This is a genomic window from Flavobacterium sp. HSC-61S13 (assembly GCF_024171535.1).
GTDB lineage: Bacteria > Bacteroidota > Bacteroidia > Flavobacteriales > Flavobacteriaceae > Flavobacterium.
The window spans coordinates 94,756-120,744 of record NZ_JALJZV010000005.1 but is presented as its reverse complement, the minus strand read 5'-3'; the positions used below and the strand labels follow the sequence as shown (position 1 = coordinate 120,744).

Sequence of the window (25,989 nt, the reverse complement as noted above, 5' to 3'; positions counted from 1 at the left end):
TGAGATGTTTAAGGATTATTAAGCTTATAAATTTTTGTTTAACTCGGTCTTGATCGCTCGCCAATTATAAATTTCGCCCCCACTGTCTTTGATAATTTCCGCCGCTTCATTCCGATCTGAAACCGCAGATAGAAATGCACCCATGGGGCTTGGTATTTTAGGAGAAATGATAAATGTAGCCTCCGTTGAAGAAATCATCGTTCCGGGTTGCGTTAGGGAGGCACAGAGTATATGCGAGTATTGTGACTCATCTTTCTCGTCTAAAAAATAAATCATACACTCGATGGCGTCAAACTTATAGTTTTTCCCCTTGACCGTGACTACTTGGGCCGCATGCGCCTGATCAACGATGGTCATGCGACAAAAATCACAACCGTCACTTCCATAAGTGATCGGTTGCGGATTTTTATTACAAGCGCTAAAAATACAAGCGCTAATTAGAAATATGGATATATTTTTTTTCATGATATTTGGCTCGTTGTCCGATAAAAAAGGATGCTAATGTCATTCCCATCCCCAATAACATGAGGTAGGCCCCCAATTGAGGATAGGAATAAGCATCAAAATTTAATATTTTTCGATGTCCCAATAAGGGCGGTTGATAACTCAATGGTTTTCCATGGACATCAACCATTTTCATTATGGCTTGTGGATCCAGATTGGTACCGTAATCCACCAGCCATAAATAAAAGTCGTACATTCCCAATAGACCTAAACTCGTCATTACAACAAACCAAGTCAAGAAAAGCGACGGTTGTACTTTCTTGAACAGTCCTCCTATACCCAATGCAATTCCAATTGCGCTCATTGAGCCAATAACCAGTGGAAACACTTTAAATTCCCACATGTCTTCTGTTTTAGGTATGGTTTTCATGCCGATATAGTGATTTAATCCATCGATATTTTGGAGATCAAATTCAGAAACTCCAACGATACCTTGAATATAAATATTCATGCCTAAGGGCACCGGGTATTGCGGAGCACCTAACATGATGTTCCACAAAGGAAAAGCAAACAGTCCCAGCAATGCCGTGGATCCTAGAATCATTAATATACTTGCTTTCTGCATATTTGTAGATTTTAACTATTCGTCATCTAAAGACCAAGACAACCCAATGTTGGAATTGGCGGGTGATACTCGAGCATATCCTTGCATTTCTTGATGCAATGCCGAACAAAAATCCGTACAATAGAATGGCCAGACTCCAACTTCCTTAGGTTCCCAAACAAAGGTTTCTGTTTTTCCTGGGGATACCAAAAGCTCGGTTGTATTAGCTCCCAACATACTGATGCCATGTGGGACGTCAAAATCTTGTTCTAAATTGGTGACATGGAAGAACACTTTATCCCCAACTTTGATGCCTTCTATATTGTCGGGTGTGAAGTGACTTCGTATCATAGTCATATAAACATGTACATTTTTACCATCTCGTACGACCTTGGCATCGTTGGGTGATTTGGCTACATAGGCGTGTTTGTTTTCGGAAAGTTTATAAATCTGGCGCGATTTAGACATAATTTTATCCGCTTTTATGGCTGCGGCATAATGCGGCTCACCCACTGTAGGGAAATCAAGTAACAATTCCATCTTATCTCCTGTAATATCATATAATTGAGCGGAATGGTTCATGTCTGGTCCAACAGGCAAGTATCTGTCTTTGGTAATTTTGTTCATAGCAACCAGATATTTACCGTCGGGATTTCTCGAATTACCGCCGGGAATCATTAAGTGACCTACGGAGTAGTAGGTAGGTTTTCTATCGATGATTTTCCAGGTTCCGATTTTCCATTTGACCACTTCTGAAGAAATAAAGAAGGTTGTATAAGCATTTCCTTTGCCGTCAAATTCCGTATGTAAAGGCCCCAGACCAGGCTGCTCTACAACTCCCGCTAAGACATCATCAAATTTAAGGATCGGAATACCGTATGATTCCCCATCAAACTTTTTATCCTCTATGGCTTTCAGCATTTTTGTGAACGAATGAACCGTCAAGTTGGCCGATAATTTACCGTTTCCAATGATGTATTCACCACTGGGGTCAACATCGCAACCGTGAGGCGATTTTGGTGTAGGGAGCAAATATACTAAACCCGGTAACTCACTAGCGTCTAGAATTAATACCTCGTCTTTTATGGTAGAAGTGGCAGTGTGCGTTTCAGTATTGTGTCTGTTATGGGCATATTTAACAGCTTGTTTTTTACCCTTTCCTGCCTTAATGTATTCTTCGGCTTTTTTCCAATTGATGGCAGCTATAAAATCTTTGTCGTTTTGAGAAGCATTGACTTCTAACAAACTATGGGCTTCTTCGGTATTGTAGGTGGTAAAGAAAAACCAACCGTGTGACTTTCCGCGTCCGGGATGCGCTAAATCATAATTAAATCCGGGCATCATAATTTGAAAAGCCAAATCCATATTTCCCGATGTTTTATCTACACTGATAAAACTTAACGAGCCTTTGAAGTTTCCTTTATAATCTTTTATAGGCATATCGCGTTGTGGAATAGGTACAGAAAATCGAGTTCCAGCTACTACATACTCCGTGTTTTCTGTTACAAAAGAAGAACTGTGATTACCGGCACTGTTGGGAATTTCTATAATTTCGGCAGTACTGAAATCTTGTAAGTCGATTCGAGCAATTCTCGGAGTATTATTTCCATTGATAAAAATCCACCGACCATCTAATTCTCCCTCTGTTTGAGAAATATCAGGATGGTGGGAATCATCCCAAGGGATAAATCCATGTGAAGTCATTAACATCGGTTTGCTTTCCTCACTATAACCATAGGCGGACTCAGGATCTTGAGAAAAAACGGGAATTACCTTAAAGAGTCTTCCTGAAGGCAGTCCGTAAACCGAAAGTTGCCCACTGAATCCCCCAGAGAAAAAACCGTAATATTCATCATATTCACCCGGAGCGACATAAACCCGCTCTGCGGCATTGGAACTTAAAGCTCCTTGTGATGAACTGCTAGATTTCTGTTTGCTACAACTAGTGAGAATAACTCCCAGCATAGCGAACATAAGAAATGTTCTTAAAACTTTTTTCATAATATATATATTAAAAATTAAGACGTAGCGCTAACGCAATGCAACTGAAGTGGGCCTATAAACTTCGAAAGTATTCAAGAACCGCACGGGCCTCTTCTTCAGTTAAATTTTGATTTGCCATGGGAGCACCATTAAACTCTATTAAAAGTTCTTTAGCTAACGAATCGTTTTTAATCATATTTTCAGGGTTTAAAATCATGTTCATCACCCATTCTGGACTTCGTCGTTTTAAAATACCTTTTGGTGCAGGTCCGATAAATTTCTTTTCAGGCTTATGACAAGCCGTGCACATTACTTTAAAGACCTCCATTCCCTTGGTTACTAAAACAGGATTGATTTCTTCAAGGGTGATCGTTTTTATGGGGCCAACACCTTTGTTTTTTAGATCGATCCTTTCGGATGCATTTACGGTTACTACAGTTGTCGTTTCTAAATTTTCTTGATCATCTTCCTCTTCCTCGTCGACGATTATAGTAGGATAGATGTCTGGCTTTATTTCTTCTTTTTCGACACAGCCAACACCCAGTATCAAACAAGTTATCAGTATGCTTAAAAAATATTTTCCTTCTGTAGTAATAGACATAAATGCTGATTTTATAAAACAAAGTTAGTTTTTAAAAAGAGTATCAAATATGATAAATATCAGATAATAAGGTAGTTATGAATTGGTTTGTCGGCTGATAAAATTTTAAAAAAGAGAAATTTAAATTACACAAAACTTAAATTTAAACGGAATTAGTGCGCTTTTTATCGAATTTTATAGGAGTGAGGTAGAATTACAATAAAGTGCAACCTAGAGCTGTTTGGAAATAGTTAAGTTCATTCAAAGCAATTCGGGTAAAAAATCAGGGGTTTAAAAACCAGGGCATATCGGATAGGCGTGGAAGGGATGGTGTGATCTGGATGGGCAAATTTGCTTATCAGCGCGGCGGGTTAACTCGGTTTTAGTTGGTCTGCATGATTGCTATTGTGGTGACATTATCGCAAAGAAAAAGCCTTGATCATATCAAGGCTTCAGCTTCTTTTTTATTTGACCAAATTCCACAATACTTCTTTCGGGGGATTGGCAATAATTTTAATGATTTCTTTGGTAACTGGATGTTCAAATTGCAGTTTTCTAGCATGTAGATGTATACCTCCGTCTGGATTACTGCGATCAAAACCGTATTTAAGATCTCCTTTAATTGATGAACCAATCAAGGAAAGTTGGGCGCGAATTTGATGATGCCTACCGGTGTGTAGATCAATTTCCAACACTCCATATCGATCGAGTTTTTGAATTAACTTATAAGTTAAACTCGCTTTTTTACTTTCAGGAACTTCTTTAATATGTGCTTTTGACGTATTGTTTTTGGGATTTCGAACCAGATAATGGTCTAAGGTATCTGTGGTTTTTTCGGGAATATTTTTGACGATAGCCCAATAGGTTTTTTGCGTTTCGCGTTTTTTAAACGATTCGTTTAAACGGCTAAGGGCTTTGGAGGTTTTTGCGAAAACAATAATACCCGAAGTAGGACGGTCAAGACGATGCACTACTCCTAGAAAAACAGCACCGGGTTTGTTGTACTTTTTTTTGATATAAAGCTTAACGACTTCGCTAAGTGGTAAATCTCCAGTTTGATCTCCTTGAGAGATATCACCAACTCTTTTGTTAATCACAATAAGGTGATTGTCTTCAAAAAGTATTTGTAAATTATCAGGTGTAGAAAGGATTTTCATAATAGGATTTGTTAAGGGGTATGTACAAATAAGTATGTACATAGATATCAGTTTCTTATCTTGGCGATTAACGGGAAAAGAAATTTTTTAATGATCTTAATTCGTATTTAAACCAAAATATCCTTAGCGAACTAAGGATATAGGTATATAGCTGTAACAGCTTTTTAATATTGCTCGTTTTCGTTTGGAAAATCTACTGCTTTGACATCGGCTACGTATTGTTGTACGGCTTCTTTCATTTGGTCGTAAACGTTGAGGTATCTTCTGAGGAAACGCGGATTAAACTCATGAGTCAATCCGATCATGTCGTGAGTTACTAAAACTTGCCCATCTACGCCGTTTCCAGCGCCAATTCCAATAACGGGAATAGAAATACTTTCGGCAACTTTTTTAGCTAAGCTTGCGGGTATTTTCTCTAAAACCAAACTGAAACATCCAATTTTTTCGAGCATTTTAGCATCTTCAATCAATTGATCAGCCTCTTCATCACCTTTGGCGCGAACGGTATAGGTTCCGAATTTATAAATGGACTGTGGTGTTAAACCCAAATGCCCCATAACTGGAATACCGGCACCTAAAATGCGTTTGATTCCCTCTTTTATTTCTTGTCCACCTTCCATTTTGACTCCGTGAGCACCGCTCTCTTTCATAATTCGAATCGCAGAGCGCAGGGCTTCTTTGGGATCGGATTGATATGAACCAAAAGGCAAATCAACTATGACTAAAGCTCTTTCTACACCACGGACAACCGATGAAGCGTGATAGATCATTTGATCTAAAGTAATGGGTAAGGTCGTTTCGTGACCAGCCATTACATTACTTGCAGAATCTCCAACCAACATGACATCAACACCTCCTGCTTCTAATGCACGAGCCATCGAGTAGTCATAACAAGTAAGCATAGAGATTTTTTCTCCATTCGCTTTCATGTCTATAAGTGATTTAGTGGTCACTCTTTTATAGTCTTTTTTTGCAATTGACATATTGTGTTGCTTTTATAATGAAATGTAAATGTAGTTATTTTTATTTTTAAAAGTCGACTTTAAGCTGATTTAACAGTCCGCTAAATTTACCGCTACAGCCAAGCCTCCTTCTGAGGTTTCCTTATATTTGTTGTTCATGTCTTTAGCGGTTTCCCACATGGTTTTAACCACTTTGTCCAACGGAACTTTTACGTTTTTAGGATCGGTTTCCAAGGCTAATTCTGCCGCATTTATCGCTTTGATGGCTCCCATGGTGTTGCGTTCAATACACGGTATCTGAACCAATCCACCGATAGGATCACAAGTCATTCCTAAATGATGCTCCATGGCGATTTCTGCAGCAATTTGTACCTGCTCTGGAGAGCCGCCCATCAATTCACAAAGAGCAGCTGCTGCCATAGCTGACGAAACGCCAATCTCGGCTTGGCACCCGCCCATAGCAGCAGAGATGGTAGCGCCTTTTTTAAAGATACTGCCAATTTCTCCAGCAACTAATAAAAATTGTTTGATTTCCTTAGGACCTGCCTTATGGTTTTCTATAACGAGATAATACATTAAAACAGCCGGTATAACTCCCGCGCTACCATTGGTAGGTGCCGTTACTACTCGTCCTAATGAAGCATTAACCTCATTAACGGCTAAAGCAAAACAACTAACCCATTTTAGGATTTCTCTAAAGTATACTTTGGTCTTTCGAATCGCTGTGATCCATTCCTGATGATTGTTATAAATACTATCGCCTATAAGCTTTTTGTGCATATCAAAAGCACGTCTTCTCACGTTTAAGCCTCCCGGTAAGATGCCTTCGCTATGACAGCCAATATACATACATTCGAGCATGGTATCCCAAATACGCAATAGTTGATAATCGATTTCTTCTTCGGAGCGCATGGACTTCTCGTTTTCATAAACGATCTCAGAGGTGCTCATTTGGTGTTCAGCACAATAAGCTAACAATTCCGTAGCTAAATCTATAGGATAGGGGAAGTTACCTTTTACGGCCTCTTTCTCGGTATTTTCTTCTTGCTCTTCTTTGATGATAAAACCACCTCCAATAGAATAATAGGTGGTGCTGTATTGTTGGTTGGCGTAATATGCAGTGAAAGTCATACCGTTGGCATGAAAAGGAAGAAACTCTTTATTGAATAAGATGTCTTTTAAAAGGTCAAATCCGATTTCTCGCTGGCCATCTAATAAAAGTATCCGGTTGTTTTTGATACTGGCAATAGTAGGATCCAAGCTTTGAATAGGAACGGTTTCTGGATCAGCACCAGTTAGACCTAACATGACGGCCAAATCGGTAGCATGTCCGATTCCAGTAAGTGATAACGAACCATATAGGTCAATTTGAATTCGATTGATCTGAGCAAAAATTTGCTGCTGGTGCAATTCTTTTAAAAAAGATTCTGCAGCTCGCCATGGACCCAAGGTATGTGAACTCGAGGGACCTACGCCAATTTTAAGCATATCAAAGACTGAAATACATTCCATAAGATAATTGGGGGATATTTTTATCACGAAGATAGTCAAAAACTGTAAAGACACAAGAATATGCCTTGTATAATGTAGCGAATTTTTATGACATTTATGGAGTGCTTATTTATTTGAATTCTAAATAAAGCGGAAATGTGATGACAGTTTGTCATTTTGAAACGCGAAATAATTAAAATAAATGACAAGATTATCATAAAAAGCTAATGGCATAAAGATTGACTACTAGAAATTGAGTTTAAAAAAGTAAAAATAATTTAACTAATATAATATGAGTAAAATAATTGGAATCGATTTAGGAACAACGAATTCATGTGTTTCTGTAATGGAAGGTAATGAGGCAGTTGTAATCCCAAATGCAGAAGGAAAAAGAACAACGCCATCTGTGATTGCATTTGTAGAAGGTGGAGAAATCAAAGTTGGTGATCCTGCAAAAAGACAAGCAGTTACGAATCCAACAAAAACCATAGCTTCTATCAAAAGGTTTATGGGGGATAAATTCAGTGAAATTTCTCAAGAAATCTCTCATGTTCCTTATAAAGTTGTAAAAGGAGATAATGATACGCCACGTGTGGATATTGACGGACGTTTATATACGCCTCAAGAATTGTCTGCAATGACGCTTCAAAAAATGAAAAAAACAGCTGAGGATTACTTAGGTCAAGAAGTAACTGAAGCGGTAATTACAGTTCCTGCTTATTTCAACGATGCACAACGTCAAGCGACTAAAGAAGCTGGTGAAATTGCTGGATTGAAAGTTAGACGTATTATCAACGAGCCTACAGCAGCAGCTTTGGCTTATGGATTAGACAAAGCAGGTACAGATCAAAAAATCGTTGTATACGATTTAGGTGGTGGTACTTTTGATATTTCGATCTTGGAATTAGGAGATGGAGTTTTCGAGGTATTGTCTACTAATGGTGATACTCACTTAGGTGGAGATGATTTTGACCAAGTAATTATCAATTGGTTGGCTTCTGAGTTTGAATCTGAAGAAGGTTTAGACTTACGTAAAGATCCTATGGCTCTTCAACGTTTGAAAGAAGCGGCTGAAAAAGCAAAAGTAGAATTGTCATCTTCTACACAAACAGAAATCAACTTGCCGTATGTTACTGCAACTGCTTCTGGACCAAAACACTTAGTGAAAACATTGACAAGAGCTAAATTTGAGCAATTGGCAGACGAATTGATCCGTAGATCAATGATTCCTTGTGAGAAAGCTTTAAAAGATGCTGGTTTATCTAAATCAGATATCGACGAAGTTATCTTGGTAGGAGGTTCAACTCGTATCCCAAGAATTCAAGAGGAAGTTGAGAAATTCTTCGGAAAAAAACCATCTAAAGGAGTTAATCCTGATGAGGTAGTTGCTATTGGTGCAGCTATTCAAGGTGGAGTACTTACAGGAGAGGTAAAAGACGTTTTATTGTTAGACGTTACACCACTTTCTTTAGGTATCGAAACTATGGGTGGAGTATTGACTAAATTAATCGAGTCTAATACTACTATTCCAACTAAGAAATCTCAGGTTTTCTCTACGGCTTCTGATAACCAGCCTTCTGTGGAAATCCACGTATTGCAAGGAGAAAGACCAATGGCGACAGATAATAAAACTATCGGACGTTTCCATTTAGATGGAATTCCACCTGCACAAAGAGGTGTGCCTCAAATTGAAGTAACCTTCGATATTGATGCTAACGGTATTATCAAAGTATCTGCTACTGATAAAGGAACAGGTAAATCACATGATATCCGTATCGAGGCTTCTTCAGGATTGACTGAGGCTGAAATCGAAAGAATGAAAAAAGAAGCTGAAGCTAATGCTGATGCAGATAAAATTATAAGAGAAAAAGTAGAAAAGCTTAACGAAGCGGATGCTATGATTTTCCAAACAGAAAAACAATTATCAGAATTTGGTGATAAGTTATCTGCAGACAACAAATCTAATGTTGAAACAGCTTTAGAAGAGTTGAAAAAAGCTTACGAATTGAAAGATGCTGATACCGTTCAAACGGCATTAGATAAAATCAACGAAGCTTGGAAAGCAGCGTCTGAAGAAATGTACAAAGCACAAGCCGACGGTCAAGCTGGAGGTGCTCAAGAAGCACAACCAAACCAAGGTGGTGACGGTACGCAAGATGTAGACTACGAAGAAGTTAAGTAATTCTAGCTTTAAATGATCTTTAAAAGCCGAACTGGAAACAGTTCGGCTTTTTTGTTTTGTCAATCCTGTAGCTAGGATGTAATAATTTTTATAACTTTAATGGTTTGCTAATTCCTCAAAAATTACCCTATGAAACAATCGTTTCCGCCGTTGATAAATCCAAATTCTCGTATCTTGATATTGGGAACCATGCCCGGTGAAAAGTCATTGGCATGCCAGCAGTATTATGGCAATAAGCAAAATCAATTTTGGAGGATATTATACCGTGTTTTTCAACGAGAATATAGTGAAGACTATGAAACACGCAAAAGCTTGTTAATGGAGTTTGATATCGCTTTATGGGATGTCTTACGCAGCTGTGAACGAGAGGGGAGCCTTGATAGTAAGATAAAGCAAGCCACAGCCAACGATATCATGGATTTGATTCAGAAATACCCAAAATTGAAAACCATCGTTTTTTCTAGTAAAAACGCAGAAAAATTCTTTTATAAATACCTGAGCGAAATACCTGATGTAGAATACGTAACTTTACCTTCTCCCAGTGGAGCGCATGCGAGTATGCGTTTGGAGGAAAAGATAGAACATTGGAAAAAAATATCTCAATTATGAATAAGGTAAACCCGGAGGCTTTGTCCTTTTTGAAGAACTTAAGTCAGAATAACAACAAACCTTGGTTTGTAGAACATAAAGTCGAATTTGACCGTGTTTTTGGTGAGCTTAAAAGTTTTTTTAAAACAATATATGAGGACATGAAAGCACAGGACTCTATAGAGCGGTTTCACGTACATCGAATTTATAGGGATGTTCGTTTTGCCAAAGACAAAACACCTTATAAAGATTATTTTGGCTTGCATCTCGGAAGAACAAAACCGTTGTTAAGAGGTGGTTATTATTTGAATATCGAACCGGGAAATTCTTTTATCGGCGGTGGTTTTTGGGAGCCGGACAAAAATGATTTATTGCGTATCCGAAAAGATATCGAACAAGATGACAGTGAATTTAGAGCTATAATACAGGAGCCAAAATTTGTTGAATACTTTGGAACAGTTACCGGTGAAGAATTGAAGACAGCGCCTAAGGGCTTCGATAAGGAGCATAAAGCCATTGATTTACTGCGTAAGAAACAGTTTTTAGTCATGCGTTCCATCACGGATCAAGAAGTTATGAGCCCAGAATTTCAATCCGAAGTTATAAAAACGTTTGTTGCGATGCGACCGTGGTTTGATTATATGTCGGATGTATTAACTACCGATGCAAACGGAGTGAGTTTATATCCTTAATGCAGTTATATAAAACAAAAAAGGATTAACCCACGGGTTAATCCTTTTTTTATAGGGTTGAAAAATACTAGTAACTAAAGATGTGAGAATACTCTTTATCTTTATTTACCGTAATGTTGTTGTCTTCCTTAACAACTTTACCATTCACCTCTGCTTTATAGCTTACGGTATAAGATCTTTTCTCGGAAGCACTGAATTGGATGCCAACTTGAGCTATTGCTAATGGATTTGCAGATTCAATAACATAAGTTTTAACGCCACCAGTAAAATCTTTTGCCTCAAGGCTGATTATGGGCTCGTTGCTCTTAACAGTACCATTTAATTTCCAAATAGTTCCTTCCAATGGATTTTTAGCAACACTTCCAGTAGCTGTGAATATTGCAAAGTCTTCTTCAATTACTCCATTTGTAGTAATGGTTAATTTGATGTTTTTTTCGTTTGGATTACCTCCAGATTCTCCGTCGTCACTTTTACAAGAAAAACTAAGTAGGGTAACAAGTAATAAACTAGTTAATACAGTTGCTCTCTTTAAAAACGATGATAATGCAATTTTTGTACTCATAATTTTGGTTGATTTTTGATTTTTTTTAATAGCTTTTTAACTTGAGCGAATTTCTCTATTTGTTTATTCTCTTACAATACCTGTTTTTAGGTATTTATTTTGTATTTTGGCATCGATATTTTGAATTTTATTAAAATTTATTTTTTATATTTAATAAGCTGGTGCTTTTTAAAGCATTTTTTAACTTTTGATTTTAGATGTAGTGCAATTTGTGTTTTTTTTACACGTACGACTATTGTGCTGGATGAATAGTAGATTTTTATAAAGATAGAGCTACTCTATTATCAAAATCAGCAATTGTAATTTCTAAGTAAAATTAAAATACATTGTGAATCGTTTAATGTAACGCATACAAATTTTGAACTATGGTAAATCGCATGTCCGAAATAAAAGTGGTTATTGTAGATAATCACCCGATTGTAGTGGAGGGATTAAAAAAAGTATTGGAAAGTCAAAGTGATATTAAGATTATCGGCTGCTTTAACAACGGTACAGAAACCTTGTCTTTCTTAACTAAGAATGCTGTAGACCTGTTGCTGCTAGATAGAAATGTTTCAGATTATTCTGGAATGGAATTGTGTAAAGCTATACGTGCTTTACAGCCGAATATGGCCCTATTAATGCTAACGAATTGTTCAGAAAAAGGAGTTATTTTACAAACCTTAGAGCAGGGGGTTAATGGTTATTTATTGAAGAGTATATCAGTAGATTCATTGATTTGTTCGGTCAGAGAGGCGCTTGGTGGACGACTTACTTTTTGTAGAGAAGTAACAAGAATATTAAAGGAACCTAGTGATAGTGCAACAGTGGGAATTTCAAAATTGACCAAGAGAGAAAAACAGATATTAAAGATGGTCAGTGAAGGTAAAACCAGTAATATGATAGCGCAGGAATTAAATTTAAGTTCACTGACTGTAGATACGCATCGCAAAAATATTCTGAATAAGTGTAAGGCAAAAAATGTTGCGGAACTAACCAAGATGGCTATGCATCAAGGTATGCTGTTGTAATTAGGAAGGTTTAGTAGGGGGAGAGAAGTAGTAAGAGCACCTTGATGTAAACCGTTACCGCAATATAGACTGCGGTAATGGTTTAGTAATATTTTCACTGTTTGAACTTAGTTTTGCAAGATTTCAATCTCAAACATTTTATCCCAGTTTTTTCCTGTTACAAAAAATGTTTTTGTTTTGGGGTTGTATGCAATACCGTTTAATACATCGATATCCGGGTGATAAGTGACCATCGTTCTTAGAGTAGAAAGATCAATCGCTGCCTCTACAGCACCGTTTTTAGGATTGATGATGGCTATGCCATTTTCTCCGTATATATTAGCATAAATTTTTCCGTCAACCCATTCCATTTCGTTGATAGCTCCAATTTTAACATTGTTGGTGTAGATATTAATATAGTCTACTTGTTTAAAGGTTTCTGGATCTACGATATAAACCCTTTCTGATCCGTCACTCATATACAAATGCGTTCCATCATTGGTTAATCCCCAACCTTCCATCGCTTTAAAATAGGGAATCGTTTTTTCTCGAACTAGGGTTTCTGTATTGTAAACATAGGCCTCGTTGTTTTTATAGGTCAACTGATAGATTTTGTTGTTCAATACAGTCGCTCCTTCGGCAAACACGCTTTCGGGAAGCTCTACAATTTTTAATACTTTACCTGTTTTATAATCTACTTTTCGGATACTGGAAATGCCTTTAATCCCCGTGCTGTTCCCAGCACCATTTCCTGTACTCTCGATGAGTACGCCATCTAGGAATTCCAAACCTTGGGTATAGGCTTTAATGTCATGCGGAAAAGTATTGACAATCTTGTACTGCAATACTTTTGGTGCTACTGCTGAAGCTAATTCTATTCGAGTAGTCGCCTCAACAGGGGTGTTGGATTGATAGATCAGGGCTTTAATTAAAATAGAACCTAACTTTTCATTCTCCAAAGGGAAATTTAGTATTTCATTCTTTGGTGAGGAACCGATTTTTTTGTCGTTTAAAAAGTAAGCTACAGAATCAATAGAAGATTCATTTTCATTGACGATTGTCAGTTTTAGCGCATCATTGGAGTGGTAAACCTGTTTTAAATGGCTCGTATCTATGCTAAATAAATTTTCTTCAGATTTTTTTTTGTCTTCACACGAAAAAAATGCAGCACTTAAGGATAAGGCAATAAGAAGGTTATGTTTTTTCATTTCAATTTTATATTTTGTACAAGATACAAATCTACTTTAAATCTTACAAATCACTTGCAAAAATATAAAAAGATTGTATCTTTGCACTGGCAAGTCCTACACGACCAGCTCCTATAGAATCCTCCAGGGTGGGAACGCAGCAAAGGTATGTGGTTGTAGCGGTGCGATGTAGGTCGCTTGCCATCTTTTAATCTTCCTCTTAGGGAGATTTTTTGCTTTAAAACAGTTCGGTTTTTTAAACACAAACATCTTGTTGATTCCCCTAGTCGGTAATGAGTACCGACTACAATTAAAGCAGCCTTTTTTAGGATAAGCTGGACTACCGCTGTTCAGGACCTATTTTCTAGAAATATTTTCGCTGTACGGGCTGTCATTTTATAAAAATGGCGACTCACAATTCCTTACTTAAAAATTAATTAAATCAATAATTTGGTTGGCTACCAGTTCTTTTTTGTTATTTTTGTTCATAAAAAGCAGCTATTTTGAAGAAAATATTCGTAAAATCAGCCAAGATAATAGCGGGAATTCTTCTTTCTATTCTCTTGTTGTTTGTGGTGCTCGTCATTTTAATACAAATTCCTTCTGTACAGAATAAAATTAAAGATCAAGCGATACAGTACTTAGAGGGAAAAATCGGAACCAAAGTAGCGCTTCAGCGCATAGAAATCGGCTTTCCCAAAAAAATCGTAGTCAAAGGGCTTTATTTAGAATCTCAACAGCAAGATACTTTGCTCTATGCCGAAAATTTAGCGGTAGATATTAGCCTATTCAAATTGCTAAACAATACAGTTGAAGTGAACTCCATCGCTTTGGATCAGTTCGTAGCACACGTCACTAGAGATAAAAATCAACGATTTAATTTTGATTATATCATCGATGCCTTTGCGACTGAAGAAGAACCAGAAAAAGAGTCTAAACCCTTTGCTATTTCATTAGATCGTATCGAATTAAATAAAATATTAGTGACCTTTGACGACCAGTATGGAGGTAATGACTTGTATTTAAAACTGAATAGATTTTCAACTAGAGTCAAACGCTTCGATTTGGAGCAATTCATTTTTAGTGTACCAAAGATTAACCTAGACGGTGTCGATGTTCGTTTTAAACGAACTGTCGTAGATCCGTTAGAAAGTGTTGTTGTCCAAAAAACAGATTCCATATCAGAAGGTAAAGTTTTAGATTTGCAACTTCGCGATATTAACCTGAACAATATCAAAGTAGAGTATGATGATGCCGTGTCGGAGATCTATTCCAAACTCGATTTAAAAAACTTAGAACTGAACGTTGATAAATTAGATTTTGCTAATCAAAATGTGGTGATTGATGCGTTGAGTGTTGATGATACTAAGGCCGTTGTACGTTTATTAAAAAACAAGAAGCAACAGCAAGCTGTAGTGGCTAGTGATGATGCAAATAAAACAGCTGAAGTCAGTAATCCTTGGAATCTAACTTTAGGTCAATTAAAGTTGCAGGGTCTTGCTGTCCAATTTGACGACGAGAATGCACCCAAGCAAAAGGTCGGCATGGACTACAAGCATTTGGATTTCCCCGTTTTAAATTTAGAATTAGACGATTTCCATTTTGCGCCCAATAATATTTCAGGGGCTATAAAAAGTGCGTTAATACAGGAGAAGAGTGGTTTAGATATTCAAGAATTGAGAACGTATTTCATGTATGGAGCACAAACGGCATTTTTAAAGGATTTGTATTTAAAAACGCCACAAACTCTATTGCAACGTGAGGTCGTTTTGATGTATGAAAATGCGGATGAGTTGACGAGTCACTTAGAAGATCTTGTTGTCGATGCCTCTTTAGTAGATAGCAAAATAGGTTTTAAAGATATATTACTTTTTGTGCCGGATTTAATCAAGCAGCCCCTTTTTAAAAATGACCCCAATGGTGTGTTGACCGTAGATGCGCAGGTTAAAGGACCGCTTAAAGATTTGGAGATCACCAAGTTTTTTATAAAGGGACTCGGTTCTACTTTCGCACAAGTTTCGGGACATATCAAAGGATTGCCGAATATGGATAAAGCGGTATTTGATCTGGAAATCAAAGATTTTCAGACGACTGCTAAGGATATATTGAACATCGTTCCTAAGGGCACCGTTCCTGCAAATATCCAACTCCCGGCATTGTTGTCCCTAAGAGGAACTTTTAAAGGCGGTATCAGTAATTTTAATACCAATTTAAAATTGAATTCGAGTTATGGAGCAGTTTCTTTAATTGCTCAATTGGATCAGCGTCTAAAAAACAAGGAAAAGTATCGCGTAGATGCAGTGGTTAACAAGTTTGATGTAGGCCGATTGATTAAAAATGATTCTTTAGGTAAAATTAGCTTGACAGCGGTAGTGTCTGGTGAAAGTTTTAATCCGAAAACCGCCAATGCAACCTTGTCAGGACATTTGTTAGAAGCGCAATTCAATGGATATAATTACAAGGATTTATTGATTTCTGGACAAGTGAAAAGTGGTGCTTATCAATTGCAAACAGAAATGAATGATCCAAATATTCAATTTGCCGTGAAGGCGAATGGACAGCTCGATGAAAAGAATATGAGTTTGGTGATGGATGGTGATTTCGTAAAGGTCGATTTGTGGAAACTAAATCTTACCGATCAGCCTCTGGCCGTTAAAGCTTTGGTTACTGCCAATTTTTCAGATTTGAATCCGGATTATTTGAATGGTGACTTAAATGTTGACGATTTTGCTTTGGCAAATGGTAAAGATGTTTATAAATTAAACAAGATGTCACTGAAGGCGATATCAAATGAATCTTCTAATTCAATAGTGTTTAATTCTCAATTGATAGATGCTTCAATAACTGGGAAATACCAGCTAACGAAACTTCCAGAAGCACTGAAAAAAACCTTTTCTACGTATTTTGACCTCGAAAAAAACAAGAAAAAGTCTGTTTCAGAGTCAAAGAGTAGTACAAAAAAGAAAGAAGTTCTCGTACAGGAACAAGATCAGGAAGTCAACCTTAAATTAACCGTAAAAAACGATCCGATATTGGCGAAATTTTTGCCAGATTTAAAGAGTTTTGGAAATATACAAGCGGACGGAAAATATTTGTCTGCTCAAGACTATATTGCTTTTACGGCTAATGTTCCCGATATAGAATATGGTAAAAACAAGGTTTCTAATATCAGTTTTGAATTGCTGCCTAAAAATCAAACTCTAAAATACAATTTTGCGGTAGATCAGGTGCAAAGTGAAAGCTTTGTAATCAATCAAGTTATTTTAGATGGGGATATGCATAATAATATACTGAACTACGATTTAGAAATCAAAGACGCTGAAAATGAAGTTCAATATGGTTTGGAGGGGAGTCTGGAAACCTTAGCTGACTATATGCAGGTGAAATTAAACCCTAATGCGCTAAAATTAAACTATCAAAACTGGACAGTTAAACCGGAGAATCAAATTCGATTTACAAGCGAGGGGGTTAATGCTCAGGATTTTGTATTATCCAAGGAGGGAAGTAAGATCGCTTTACAATCTACTGCAACTACTTTTGATTCGCCCTTGCAAATCAATTTCATCGATTTTGATATTCAGACCATCACGGAAATGTTTAAGAAAGACGTGACTTTTGCTAAGGGGTTTATAAATGGTCAGGCGGAGTTGCGCAATATCATGAAAGACCTTGTTTTTGTGTCGGATATCAAAGTGACTGATTTGGAAGTCATGCAAGCGAAGGTTGGTAATTTGTCGATTGAAGTTAGCAATGAGATGGAAAATCAATATGATGCGCAAATAGCGTTATCCGGTCATGGCAATCAAATGACGATGAAAGGATTTTATAAAGCATTGGATAAAACTTTTGATTTGCAGATGAATGTTGAAAAGTTGCAGATGGAAACTATCGAGGGTTTTTCAATGGGGAATATTTCCAATGCTGAAGGTTTTTTATCGGGTAATCTGGATATAAAAGGAAGTGCGGATAAACCATCTATATTGGGTAAATTTTTATTTAATAAAGTGGGTATACATGTTGTTCCCTTAAATGCGGATTATAAGGATATCAATGAAACGATTGATTTTACACCAACGGGTATCGTTTTACATCGCTTCCAAATAAAAGACGCTGACGATAATAAGTTGACGATAGATGGACGAGTGAATACAAAGAACTATGCGGACTTTAAATTTGATTTGAGTGTGGTGACCAGCAATTTTAAAGCGATAAATTCAACCGAGAAAGACAACGACTTTTTTTATGGAGATCTGTATTTAGATGCGAATTTAAAAATTACAGGCGATTTGAATAAGCCAGAAGTCAACGGTAAAATAGCCATTGATAAAAACACCAAGTTTACGGTAGTGATGCCGCAACAAGATCCTTCTATTGCCGATAGGGAAGGTATCGTAGAGTTTATTGATCAACGCGATCAAAAATTGTTGGAAACGGTACAAATCGAAAATAAAGTCAACGAATCCAATTTAAAAGGTATGGAGGTTTTTGTCGATATTCAAATCGACAAAGAAGCGGAATTAATTTTGGTCATAGACAAAGTTAATGGCGATATGTTAAAACTGAAAGGAGAAGCGGATTTGACAGGAGGAATAGATCCATCTGGGAAAACGACTTTGACGGGGAAATATGAATTTTCAGAGGGGTCTTACGAGATGTCATTTAATTTTATCAAAAGAAAATTTGATATTCAAAAGGGCAGCAGTATCGTTTGGACGGGTGAGCCTACTATGGCGACCTTGGACTTAACTGCGATTTATACCGTTAAGACAGCTCCAATTGATCTGTTGGAAGCGCAGCTTTCTGGACTAACGCCCATGATTAAAAACACTTATAAGCAAAAAATACCTTTCCAAACGCTTTTGATGATGAAGGGGGAATTGCTTAAGCCGGAAATTAGTTTTGATATTACTTTGCCAGAAAACAACAATTCGGTTTCATCGGAAGTTTTGGCTAATACAAAAGCAAAGTTAGAGCAATTGCGTCTACAGCCTTCAGAGATGAATAAGCAGGTTTTTGCCTTATTATTATTGAGCCGTTTTGTTGGAGAAAATCCTTTTGAAAGCGAAGCTGGAGGTATGAGTGCAGAATCGATGGCTAGACAAAGTGTCAGTAAAATATTGTCGGATCAGTTGAATAACCTAGCAGGAGATTTGATTGCCGGTGTCGAAATGGACTTTGATTTACAGTCGACTGAAGATTATAGTTCGGGAGAGAAGGAAAATCGTACTGATCTTAATGTTGGTGTGTCTAAGCGTATGTTAGATGATCGACTAAAGGTTACTATCGGAAGTAGTTTTGGTTTAGAGGGGTCGGAACGTCAGAACGAACAGTCGACCAATATTGCTGGAGATTTGTCTGCGGAATACATGTTGTCAAAAGACGGGCGTTATATGCTGCGGGCATATCGAAAAAATCAATATCAAGTTGCTTTACAAGGTCAGGTCATCGAAACGGGTGTCGGATTTATCATCACGATGAATTACGAGCATTTTAGAGAGCTGTTTGAACGCAGTAAAGAGAGAAAAACATTGAGACGTCAATCAAAAAAGGAAACAAATGAATAAGGTGTATAAGCTGATCGGAGGATTGATGTTATTGGCTATGGGTTTAAATTCATGTAGCAATACACGCTATTTAAAATCGGGTGAATTACTCTATGTTGGTGCTGATATAAAGATTGAAGATGATTCGCTATCCAAGAGTCAAAAGAAAGAACTAAAATCAAGTTTGGAGGAATTGGTTCGACCTAAGCCCAATGCAAAAATATTGGGGTTACGCCCCAAGTTGTATTTCTATAACTTAGCAGGAGAGCCGAAAAAAGAGAAGGGAATTCGCCATTGGATGCGCAACAAATTGGGCGAGGCTCCAGTGTTATTTGGTAAGGTCGATTTAGAGTATAATGAGTCCATTATGTCTAACTATGCCGAAAATCAAGGTTATTTTAATACTATAGTATCCTCTGATACAGTGGTTAAAAATAAGAAAGTAGAAGCGGTATATACCGTTAAAACTAAAAATGCTTTCTTGATCCGTAATATTACTTTTGTATCGGATTCTACGGCACTTCAGAATGAAATTCTCAAGATGAAAAGGCGCAGTTTATTAAAGAAAGGGCAGGCTTTCAATTTGGATGTAGTTAAAAATGAGCGCGTGCGCATCGATAGTCGTTTAAAAGAAAAGGGATACTATTTTTTTAATCCAGACTATTTAATCGTGCAAATTGATAGTACAATAGGCAAAAATCAAGTAGACCTGTTTGTCAAAGTAAAAGAAACGGCACCTACTTTAGCCAAATCTCCCTATACCATCGATCAGGTCGTCGTGTTTACAGACTACTCTCTAAACGAAAGTAATGTCGAAAAGAGCTCGTGGGACACAATCAAGCCATACAACGACTTTATTATTGTCGATCCCAATCAGCGCTTTCGGCCGCAAATTTACGATCGAACCCTATATTTTAAGAAAGGTGATTTGTATAACCGTACCAACCACAATTTGACCTTGAATCGCTTGGTCAATTTGGGGACATTCAAGTTTGTGAAAAATCAATTTACCGTTGCGGATTCGGCTAAACATACCTTAAATTCATTCTACTATTTAACACCAGAAGAGCCCAAGTCCATTCGACTAGAATTGTTGGGTAAAACCAATTCAGCTAGTTATACGGGATCTGAGATCAATGTCAATTGGAGAAACCGAAATTTCTTTAAGGGAGCAGAGTTATTTACCGTTTCCGCCTATGGTGGTATGGATTTTCAGATGTCTTCCACTAATAAAGGTTATGACGTCTATAAATTTGGTACCGAAGCCAATTTAATATGGCCTAGAATTATATCACCTTTTAAATTTCATTCTGCCAGTGGGTTTGTGCCGAGAACCAAAGCAACTTTGGGGTATGAATATCAAAACAGAACAAAGTTATATGCCTTACATTCCTTTAAGGGATCCTTCGGGTATTTGTGGAAAGAGGATATCAAAAAAGAGCACGAACTCAACATCATTGATATTAATTATGTCAGTCCAGAGAAGGTCAGTGAACTATACCTACAAGAAATTGAAGGCAATGCTTCCCTTCAAAGGGTTTTGGACAAACAGCTGATATTTGGGCCTAAGTACACCTATACGTATACCAATACCATGCAGAAATTCAAGAAAAACACCATTTACTATAAAGGGGTTTTAGATTTATCTGCCAACCTTACGGGCTTATTGATGAAAGCCAATGAAGAAGAGGGAGAACAAAAATCGATTTTAGGCGTTCCATTTAGCCAGTATGTCAAAGTGGAAAATGATTTTAGATATTACAGGCGTTTGACAAAAAATTCTCAGTTGGCTACTAGAGTTGTTGCAGGTATCGGGATTCCTTATGGAAATTCGGATCAAATGCCCTATATCAAACAATTTTTTGTTGGGGGAACCAACAGTATACGCGCCTTTAGATCACGAACATTAGGACCTGGTAGCTTTAATCCTACTCTGAATACTTCAGGCGGTTTTGTACCGGATCAATCGGGTGATATTACTTTGGAGCTCAACGTAGAATATCGCGCAAAATTATTTAGTATCGTTCATGGTGCCTTATTTGTAGACGCTGGAAATATTTGGCTCTTACATGATGATGCAGACAAGCCAGGGGGTAAAATTTCAAAAGATTTTTATAAGGAAATGGCAGTAGGAGCTGGTTTCGGTTTGCGTTTCGATATTTCTTTCTTAGTGGTTCGAACCGATTTGGCTTTTCCGATTCGCGTTCCCTATTTACCAGAGGGCGATCGCTGGACCTTGGATAAGGTTGATTTCGGCGACAGTCGATGGAGAAAAGACAATCTGATTTTTAATTTAGCTATCGGTTACCCATTTTAGGGAGTGCGACTGTGTAGTTTTTCTACAACTTGGGAAAAATCTCACTTTAGGGATTGTGGGATATTAAATCTGATTTTAACCTAAATTATTAAAAATCAATATTTTGTATTTTTACTGCCTAAGTTTTTTTTGATGGCACGATTTTGATACTATAGTTAAGTGTAAAAGTGTTATGAAAAATAGTTTTTTATTAGTCGTTGTAAATGCATCGCATTAATCTAAAAACGTTGCTTTGAAAAAGAAAATAGAATAAAGTTTGTTATCAACTTAAAAGATAACACAAAATCGTTAGTAAGGTGATGAAGAGAAATCTTCACGCAAAGGGAGGCTATATGCCTCCTTTTGTGGTTACTAAGGTTTTTATCGAATTGCAGTGGGTCTTGTCCAATAAAAACACTAAATTTGTAGCTAAAGACACTAAAATCAGTTTTTATATGAGCCATAAAATTCTTGTGATTGATGACGACATATCCTTTTGTATCATGCTTAAAACTTTTCTCGAAAAAAAGGGTTATATAGTCACCAATGCATTTAACTCCAAAGAGGCAGAAGTATGCTTTAATAAAGAGAATTATGACGTTGTATTGACCGATGTACGTTTACCCGATAGTGATGGTATTGAGGTCTTAAAAGCCGTTAAAGCAAAGTCTGCTACGACCCAGGTCATTCTAATGACGGGGTATACTGAAATTAAAACGGCAGTAAATGCCATGAAATTAGGGGCTTTCGATTATGTTGGGAAACCGATTAATCCAGATGAAATACTGCTGACCATACATCAGGCTTTAGAGAAAAAAACAGCTAAAAAAAGTACTGCGACAACAACTGTTACAGCTGATGTTAATGACGCTGATGGGGCAAATACTTTAGAGTTTGTAAAAGGCCAGAGTAAGGCTTCGCACCAATTGCACGAATATATTGATCTCGTTGCTCCGACTAATATGTCTGTATTAATTATGGGAGAGAGTGGAACGGGAAAAGAGAATATCGCACATTCCATTCACTTAAAAAGCAAGAGATCACAAAAACCTTATATAGCGGTAGACTGTGGAGCTATTCCGAAGGATTTGGCTTCAAGTGAGTTTTTCGGACATATCAAAGGTTCTTTTACCGGAGCTATAAATGATAAAATCGGACATTTCGAAGCGGCCAACGGCGGTACTATTTTCTTGGATGAGGTCGGTAACTTATCCTATGAGGTACAGGTTCAGTTGTTAAGAGCGCTGCAAGAAAGAAAAGTCAAACCCGTTGGAAGTAATAATGAAGTCAATGTGGATATACGTGTTATTGCAGCGACGAATGAAGACTTACAACGTGCTGTAAAGGACGGTGAGTTTAGAGAGGATTTATTTCATCGATTAAATGAATTTGGTATACAAGCACCGCGTTTAGTCGAGAGAAGACAAGATATCATGATGTTTGCCGACCATTTCTTAAACGAGTCCAACAAGGATTTGGAAAAAAGAGTCTTGGGATTCAGTCCGGAAGTTGAAGAATTGTTTTTGAGTTATGATTGGCCGGGAAATCTTCGTGAGATGAAAAATATAATCAAGAGATCGGTGCTGTTGACCAAAGACGAGTGGATTTCTAAGGATGTATTGCCTGCAGAAATGTTTGAAGCTTCTAAAGACCCTAGTCGACCAATCCAAACGGAAGAGGAAGAGGATGAAGATCTAAAACTGTTTTCATCTAAAAATGAGGAGCATGCCATTCGCACAGCACTTGAAAAGGTGAAATTCAATAAAACCAAGGCTGCCCAGTTATTGGGGATAGATCGGAAAACCTTATACAATAAAATAAAATTATACGATATCGAGCTCTAGTAGAGCTCGATTTTTTTTAGTACCTCAAAAACCTTTTCGATCGTTTGTTCTAAATGCTTGATATATGTTTCCAAGTCAGCGGCAGTGATATAATCTAACTGATAATCTTCCATAGGTTCTAATAAGGGAATAACGGAAATAATATCTAATTGACGAAACATAGGAAGCATCTTATGGGCAATATCACTCAGTATTTCCTCGTCTTTCTTAGCTGCGGCTTCATACATTTCTTTGATGTTTTCGGCTGTACTATCCACAAAAATTTGTAAAATATTGCGCATGGCTGCAGCGTCATCTTGTAGAAAAGGACGCAAACCAGACAAATTATAGTCCTGTTGAATGTCGTTGGCATATAAAGTTGTCGGCTTCACTGCAATGGGGTTCGAGGGCTGTTCCCATAAGGACTGTATCATTTTCAGCAATACCGTTATTTGAATCGGTTTCGGATGCGCATTGGTAAAACCCAGTTCAATAAAATCTTCAATACTCAAATCGCGTTTACCGGATAAGGCAATAATCGGTATGGATGCAAAGACAGCGTGGTTCTGTAGTAAGCTGATCAATTCAAAACCATCTACCTTAGGCATTTGTATATCTGTCAATATCACGTCGTAGGCACTTTGCTCCAAGACTTCGATAATCAGAGAAGCGTCATTTAATAGCGTGACTTCTTGTACTAAAGGTTCAAAAACTTCCTTCATCAATTGCAGCTGTAGCGCATCGTCATCGATGATTAAAATGCGTTTGTCTTTTAAAACACTTAAATCGTCTATCGAAATTTCGTCTTCTAAATCGGTTGCTTTTTTATTGGAGATCATTATGGGTAAGCGCAGGGTGAAGGTTGAGCCTTTGCCGAGTTCACTGCTCACGCTGATATTTCCATAGAGCAATTCCGCAATCCGCTTTGAAATATTTAATCCCAATCCCGTTCCGCCAAATTTTTTCTCTATACCTGCATGAGCCTGTTTAAACTCTTTAAAGATATTATCCAATTGATCTGGCGCAATTCCGATACCCGAGTCGCTAACCTTGATCTCAATCCATTCGTCCTGTCGCGTTACGGCTATAGAAACCATGCCTTCCTGCGTAAACTTGATGGCATTGGTGATTAAGTTCGTTAATGCTTGCTTGATGCGATAAGGATCTGAAATATAATTCTGATTTAAAGATTCTTCGGCAGTCCATTTTAATTCGATATTCTTATTAATCGCATTTTGCTGTAGTGGTAGGCAAGTGGACTCTATCAGTTCCTTGAAATTAAATATCTTCTTTTCGATGCTGATTTTGTTGTTTTCCAATTTTGAAAAATCAATTAAGTCATTGACTAAATTTACTATATATTGAGAGGAGTATCGAATATTCTTAATATAGGTTTGCTGCTTGTCGTTTAAGTCGGTTTTTGACAGTAGTTCTGTAAATCCCAGAACACTACCTAGTGGTGTTTGAATATCGTGGGTAACCGTAGCTAAAAGCATGGTTTTACTGCGCAGTAAAACCTCTTTCTCGGCATTGAGTTTTTCGAGTTCTTTACGGTAACGTTGGGTTTGATTCAAATCATTTAAAATAATCCATCCAAGTAAAACTACGGTGATGAGTGCAGAGGTTCCAATCCAAGCAATATTTGTAGTGGCATTACCTATCAAAGTTCGGGAATCACTGATTTTTTGGTAAGATGCCGTCAATATATTGTGTTCTACACTTTCGAGTATATACCGCAGTTGATCCGTCAGATTTTTGTTTTCCTGTAACAGAGAGTGTTCTTTCTTAAGCAACTCTTGCTGTACCTTCGTTTCTTTTTTGGCAGCTTCTTCAAATATGCGTTCCACAGCTAGGGCAAGGGAATCCGTCAATCCAGGCTGATTGATCGTTGTTTTGATGGTATCGGATTCTGCTTTCCATGCCTTGACCATACGCCCCCAAAGTGAGCGCTTTTGTTTTTCAGTAGTGTGAACAACGGGTTTGCTATCCTTTTCTATTTGCTCTTTCGCTTGATGAATTTGATTGATCGCAGAATCGTAATTCTCAGAACTATTCATTTTTTTTCTAAAAACCACAATCTCATCAAAACTAGACTTCTTTTTATGCAATAATTGTTGAATAGTATCTAATTTAAAAATCAATTCCGGAGTTTCTACATCGAGTTTGATCAACTCAATCTGATGATTGACGCTATCTAGTTGCTGGTGGTACTTTTTTATTTCAGAAGTTTTGCCCGTCAAAATAGCACTTCGACTCGAGGCTTCCGACGAATACAAATTATTGATAGCACTGCTGATCATAAAGATCTTATTGCTCTCCTCAATCACGCTTTGTTCCGGTAGCGTAATCAATTTCATCTGCCTAAAAATATAAGCCCCACAAAATAATGCCGCACCAAATAATACGATATAAACGATAAGGATTTTAAACTTAATGGACTTCGGATTTTTCATAGCATAAAGATATTATTTCTTTTGTAAGAGAATCTATAAACGATTTAAAATATAAAAATCATCAGTCAATTTACGTTGGCAATGCCTTCGGCCCGGGCTGTCTGCTCTATCTTTTGTTTTTGTAAAAAAACAAAAGGATACCGCGTCCATCCCTATTGCGAATGGTGTCATATTGAGGTTTTGTGTCAAATCGAGCGCTTTTTTAGTGTTTAAAACCTTATATGCTGTTTTTTTGCCGTTTACGAGCTGTTTTTACTTTGAAAATGTACTTTTTTTGTAATGAATAAATTGTTGAGGTTATCGTTGTGATCAGCCTAACCGACGGGATCAACGTATTGTACAATCAGTCAGAGCTATAAGGGTTTGCCAATATAATATCTAGGTTTGTTTTTTGTTTAGTGAACTGAGTCATATCTACTAGGCCGATATGGCTCAGTTATCTTTTAACTAAAA

17 protein-coding genes and 1 other RNA gene are annotated in these 25,989 nt (G+C 37.3%); 8 read left to right on the top strand and 10 right to left on the bottom strand.

The features are described 5' to 3' along the window. Window positions 1-24: 24 nt before the first annotated feature. The 7 genes from L1275_RS06650 to L1275_RS06620 all read right to left on the bottom strand — a co-directional run bounded on the left by L1275_RS06650 (window position 25) and on the right by L1275_RS06620 (window position 7,242). Window positions 25-465 (bottom strand): nitrous oxide reductase accessory protein NosL, encoded by a 441-nt coding sequence (locus L1275_RS06650; protein ID WP_253471076.1) that lies wholly within the window; start codon window positions 463-465, stop codon window positions 25-27. After that, window positions 434-1,069 carry a hypothetical protein gene (locus tag L1275_RS06645; protein WP_253471074.1) on the bottom strand — a complete coding sequence of 212 codons (636 nt, stop codon included), beginning with the start codon at window positions 1,067-1,069 and terminating at the stop codon, window positions 434-436. The genes L1275_RS06650 and L1275_RS06645 overlap by 32 nt, the downstream gene beginning before the upstream one ends. Before the next feature lie 15 nt (window positions 1,070-1,084). After that, a complete protein-coding gene (gene nosZ / locus L1275_RS06640; protein WP_253471072.1) occupies window positions 1,085-3,049 on the bottom strand; it encodes a Sec-dependent nitrous-oxide reductase in 1,965 nt (654 codons plus the stop codon). A 55-nt stretch (window positions 3,050-3,104) separates the two neighbouring features. Continuing rightward, a complete protein-coding gene (locus L1275_RS06635) occupies window positions 3,105-3,632 on the bottom strand; it encodes a c-type cytochrome (RefSeq protein ID WP_253471070.1) in 528 nt (175 codons plus the stop codon). Between the two features lie 443 nt (window positions 3,633-4,075). Continuing rightward, window positions 4,076-4,768 (bottom strand): RluA family pseudouridine synthase, encoded by a 693-nt coding sequence (locus L1275_RS06630; RefSeq protein WP_253471068.1) that lies wholly within the window; start codon window positions 4,766-4,768, stop codon window positions 4,076-4,078. A gap of 164 nt (window positions 4,769-4,932) precedes the next feature. Next, window positions 4,933-5,751 carry a 3-methyl-2-oxobutanoate hydroxymethyltransferase gene (gene panB / locus L1275_RS06625; RefSeq protein WP_253471066.1) on the bottom strand — a complete coding sequence of 273 codons (819 nt, stop codon included), beginning with the start codon at window positions 5,749-5,751 and terminating at the stop codon, window positions 4,933-4,935. A 69-nt stretch (window positions 5,752-5,820) separates the two neighbouring features. Further along, the gene (locus L1275_RS06620; protein ID WP_253471064.1) at window positions 5,821-7,242 is read right to left on the bottom strand and encodes an L-serine ammonia-lyase; all 1,422 of its coding nucleotides are present in this window, start codon (window positions 7,240-7,242) and stop codon (window positions 5,821-5,823) included. 271 nt (window positions 7,243-7,513) lie between these two features. Here L1275_RS06620 and dnaK point away from each other — a divergent pair, with 271 nt between their 5' ends. The 3 genes from dnaK to L1275_RS06605 all read left to right on the top strand — a co-directional run bounded on the left by dnaK (window position 7,514) and on the right by L1275_RS06605 (window position 10,683). Beyond that, a complete protein-coding gene (dnaK, locus tag L1275_RS06615) occupies window positions 7,514-9,403 on the top strand; it encodes a molecular chaperone DnaK (protein WP_253471062.1) in 1,890 nt (629 codons plus the stop codon). A gap of 129 nt (window positions 9,404-9,532) precedes the next feature. Then, window positions 9,533-10,012 carry a DNA-deoxyinosine glycosylase gene (locus tag L1275_RS06610; RefSeq protein WP_253471053.1) on the top strand — a complete coding sequence of 160 codons (480 nt, stop codon included), beginning with the start codon at window positions 9,533-9,535 and terminating at the stop codon, window positions 10,010-10,012. Then, window positions 10,009-10,683 carry a DUF2461 domain-containing protein gene (locus L1275_RS06605; protein WP_253471051.1) on the top strand — a complete coding sequence of 225 codons (675 nt, stop codon included), beginning with the start codon at window positions 10,009-10,011 and terminating at the stop codon, window positions 10,681-10,683. Before L1275_RS06610 ends, L1275_RS06605 begins: the two co-directional genes overlap by 4 nt. Window positions 10,684-10,750: 67 nt before the next feature. Here the strand turns inward: L1275_RS06605 and L1275_RS06600 are convergent, their stop codons facing one another. After that, window positions 10,751-11,245 carry a hypothetical protein gene (locus L1275_RS06600; RefSeq protein ID WP_253471049.1) on the bottom strand — a complete coding sequence of 165 codons (495 nt, stop codon included), beginning with the start codon at window positions 11,243-11,245 and terminating at the stop codon, window positions 10,751-10,753. Window positions 11,246-11,610: 365 nt separating this feature from the next. Between L1275_RS06600 and L1275_RS06595 the strand changes: the two genes are divergently transcribed. Continuing rightward, window positions 11,611-12,255 (top strand): response regulator transcription factor, encoded by a 645-nt coding sequence (locus tag L1275_RS06595; RefSeq protein ID WP_253471047.1) that lies wholly within the window; start codon window positions 11,611-11,613, stop codon window positions 12,253-12,255. A 107-nt stretch (window positions 12,256-12,362) separates the two neighbouring features. On the opposite strand, the gene L1275_RS06590 is transcribed toward L1275_RS06595, so the two are convergent. Then, window positions 12,363-13,442 (bottom strand): glutaminyl-peptide cyclotransferase, encoded by a 1,080-nt coding sequence (locus tag L1275_RS06590; RefSeq protein WP_253471045.1) that lies wholly within the window; start codon window positions 13,440-13,442, stop codon window positions 12,363-12,365. Window positions 13,443-13,529: 87 nt separating this feature from the next. Here L1275_RS06590 and ffs point away from each other — a divergent pair. The 4 genes from ffs to L1275_RS06570 all read left to right on the top strand — a co-directional run bounded on the left by ffs (window position 13,530) and on the right by L1275_RS06570 (window position 23,104). Then, window positions 13,530-13,628, top strand: an RNA gene (ffs, locus tag L1275_RS06585) — signal recognition particle sRNA small type. 296 nt (window positions 13,629-13,924) lie between these two features. Beyond that, entirely contained in the window at window positions 13,925-18,985 is a 5,061-nt protein-coding gene (locus tag L1275_RS06580; protein WP_253471043.1) for a translocation/assembly module TamB, read from the top strand. Then, window positions 18,978-21,281 carry a BamA/TamA family outer membrane protein gene (locus tag L1275_RS06575; protein WP_253471041.1) on the top strand — a complete coding sequence of 768 codons (2,304 nt, stop codon included), beginning with the start codon at window positions 18,978-18,980 and terminating at the stop codon, window positions 21,279-21,281. The genes L1275_RS06580 and L1275_RS06575 overlap by 8 nt, the downstream gene beginning before the upstream one ends. A gap of 434 nt (window positions 21,282-21,715) precedes the next feature. Continuing rightward, on the top strand, window positions 21,716-23,104 hold the full coding sequence (locus L1275_RS06570) for a sigma-54 dependent transcriptional regulator (RefSeq protein WP_253471319.1): 1,389 nt from the start codon (window positions 21,716-21,718) through the stop codon (window positions 23,102-23,104). Here the strand turns inward: L1275_RS06570 and L1275_RS06565 are convergent. Next, a complete protein-coding gene (locus L1275_RS06565) occupies window positions 23,101-25,536 on the bottom strand; it encodes an ATP-binding protein (protein ID WP_253471039.1) in 2,436 nt (811 codons plus the stop codon). The genes L1275_RS06570 and L1275_RS06565 overlap by 4 nt on opposite strands. Between the last annotated feature and the right edge of the window lie 453 nt (window positions 25,537-25,989).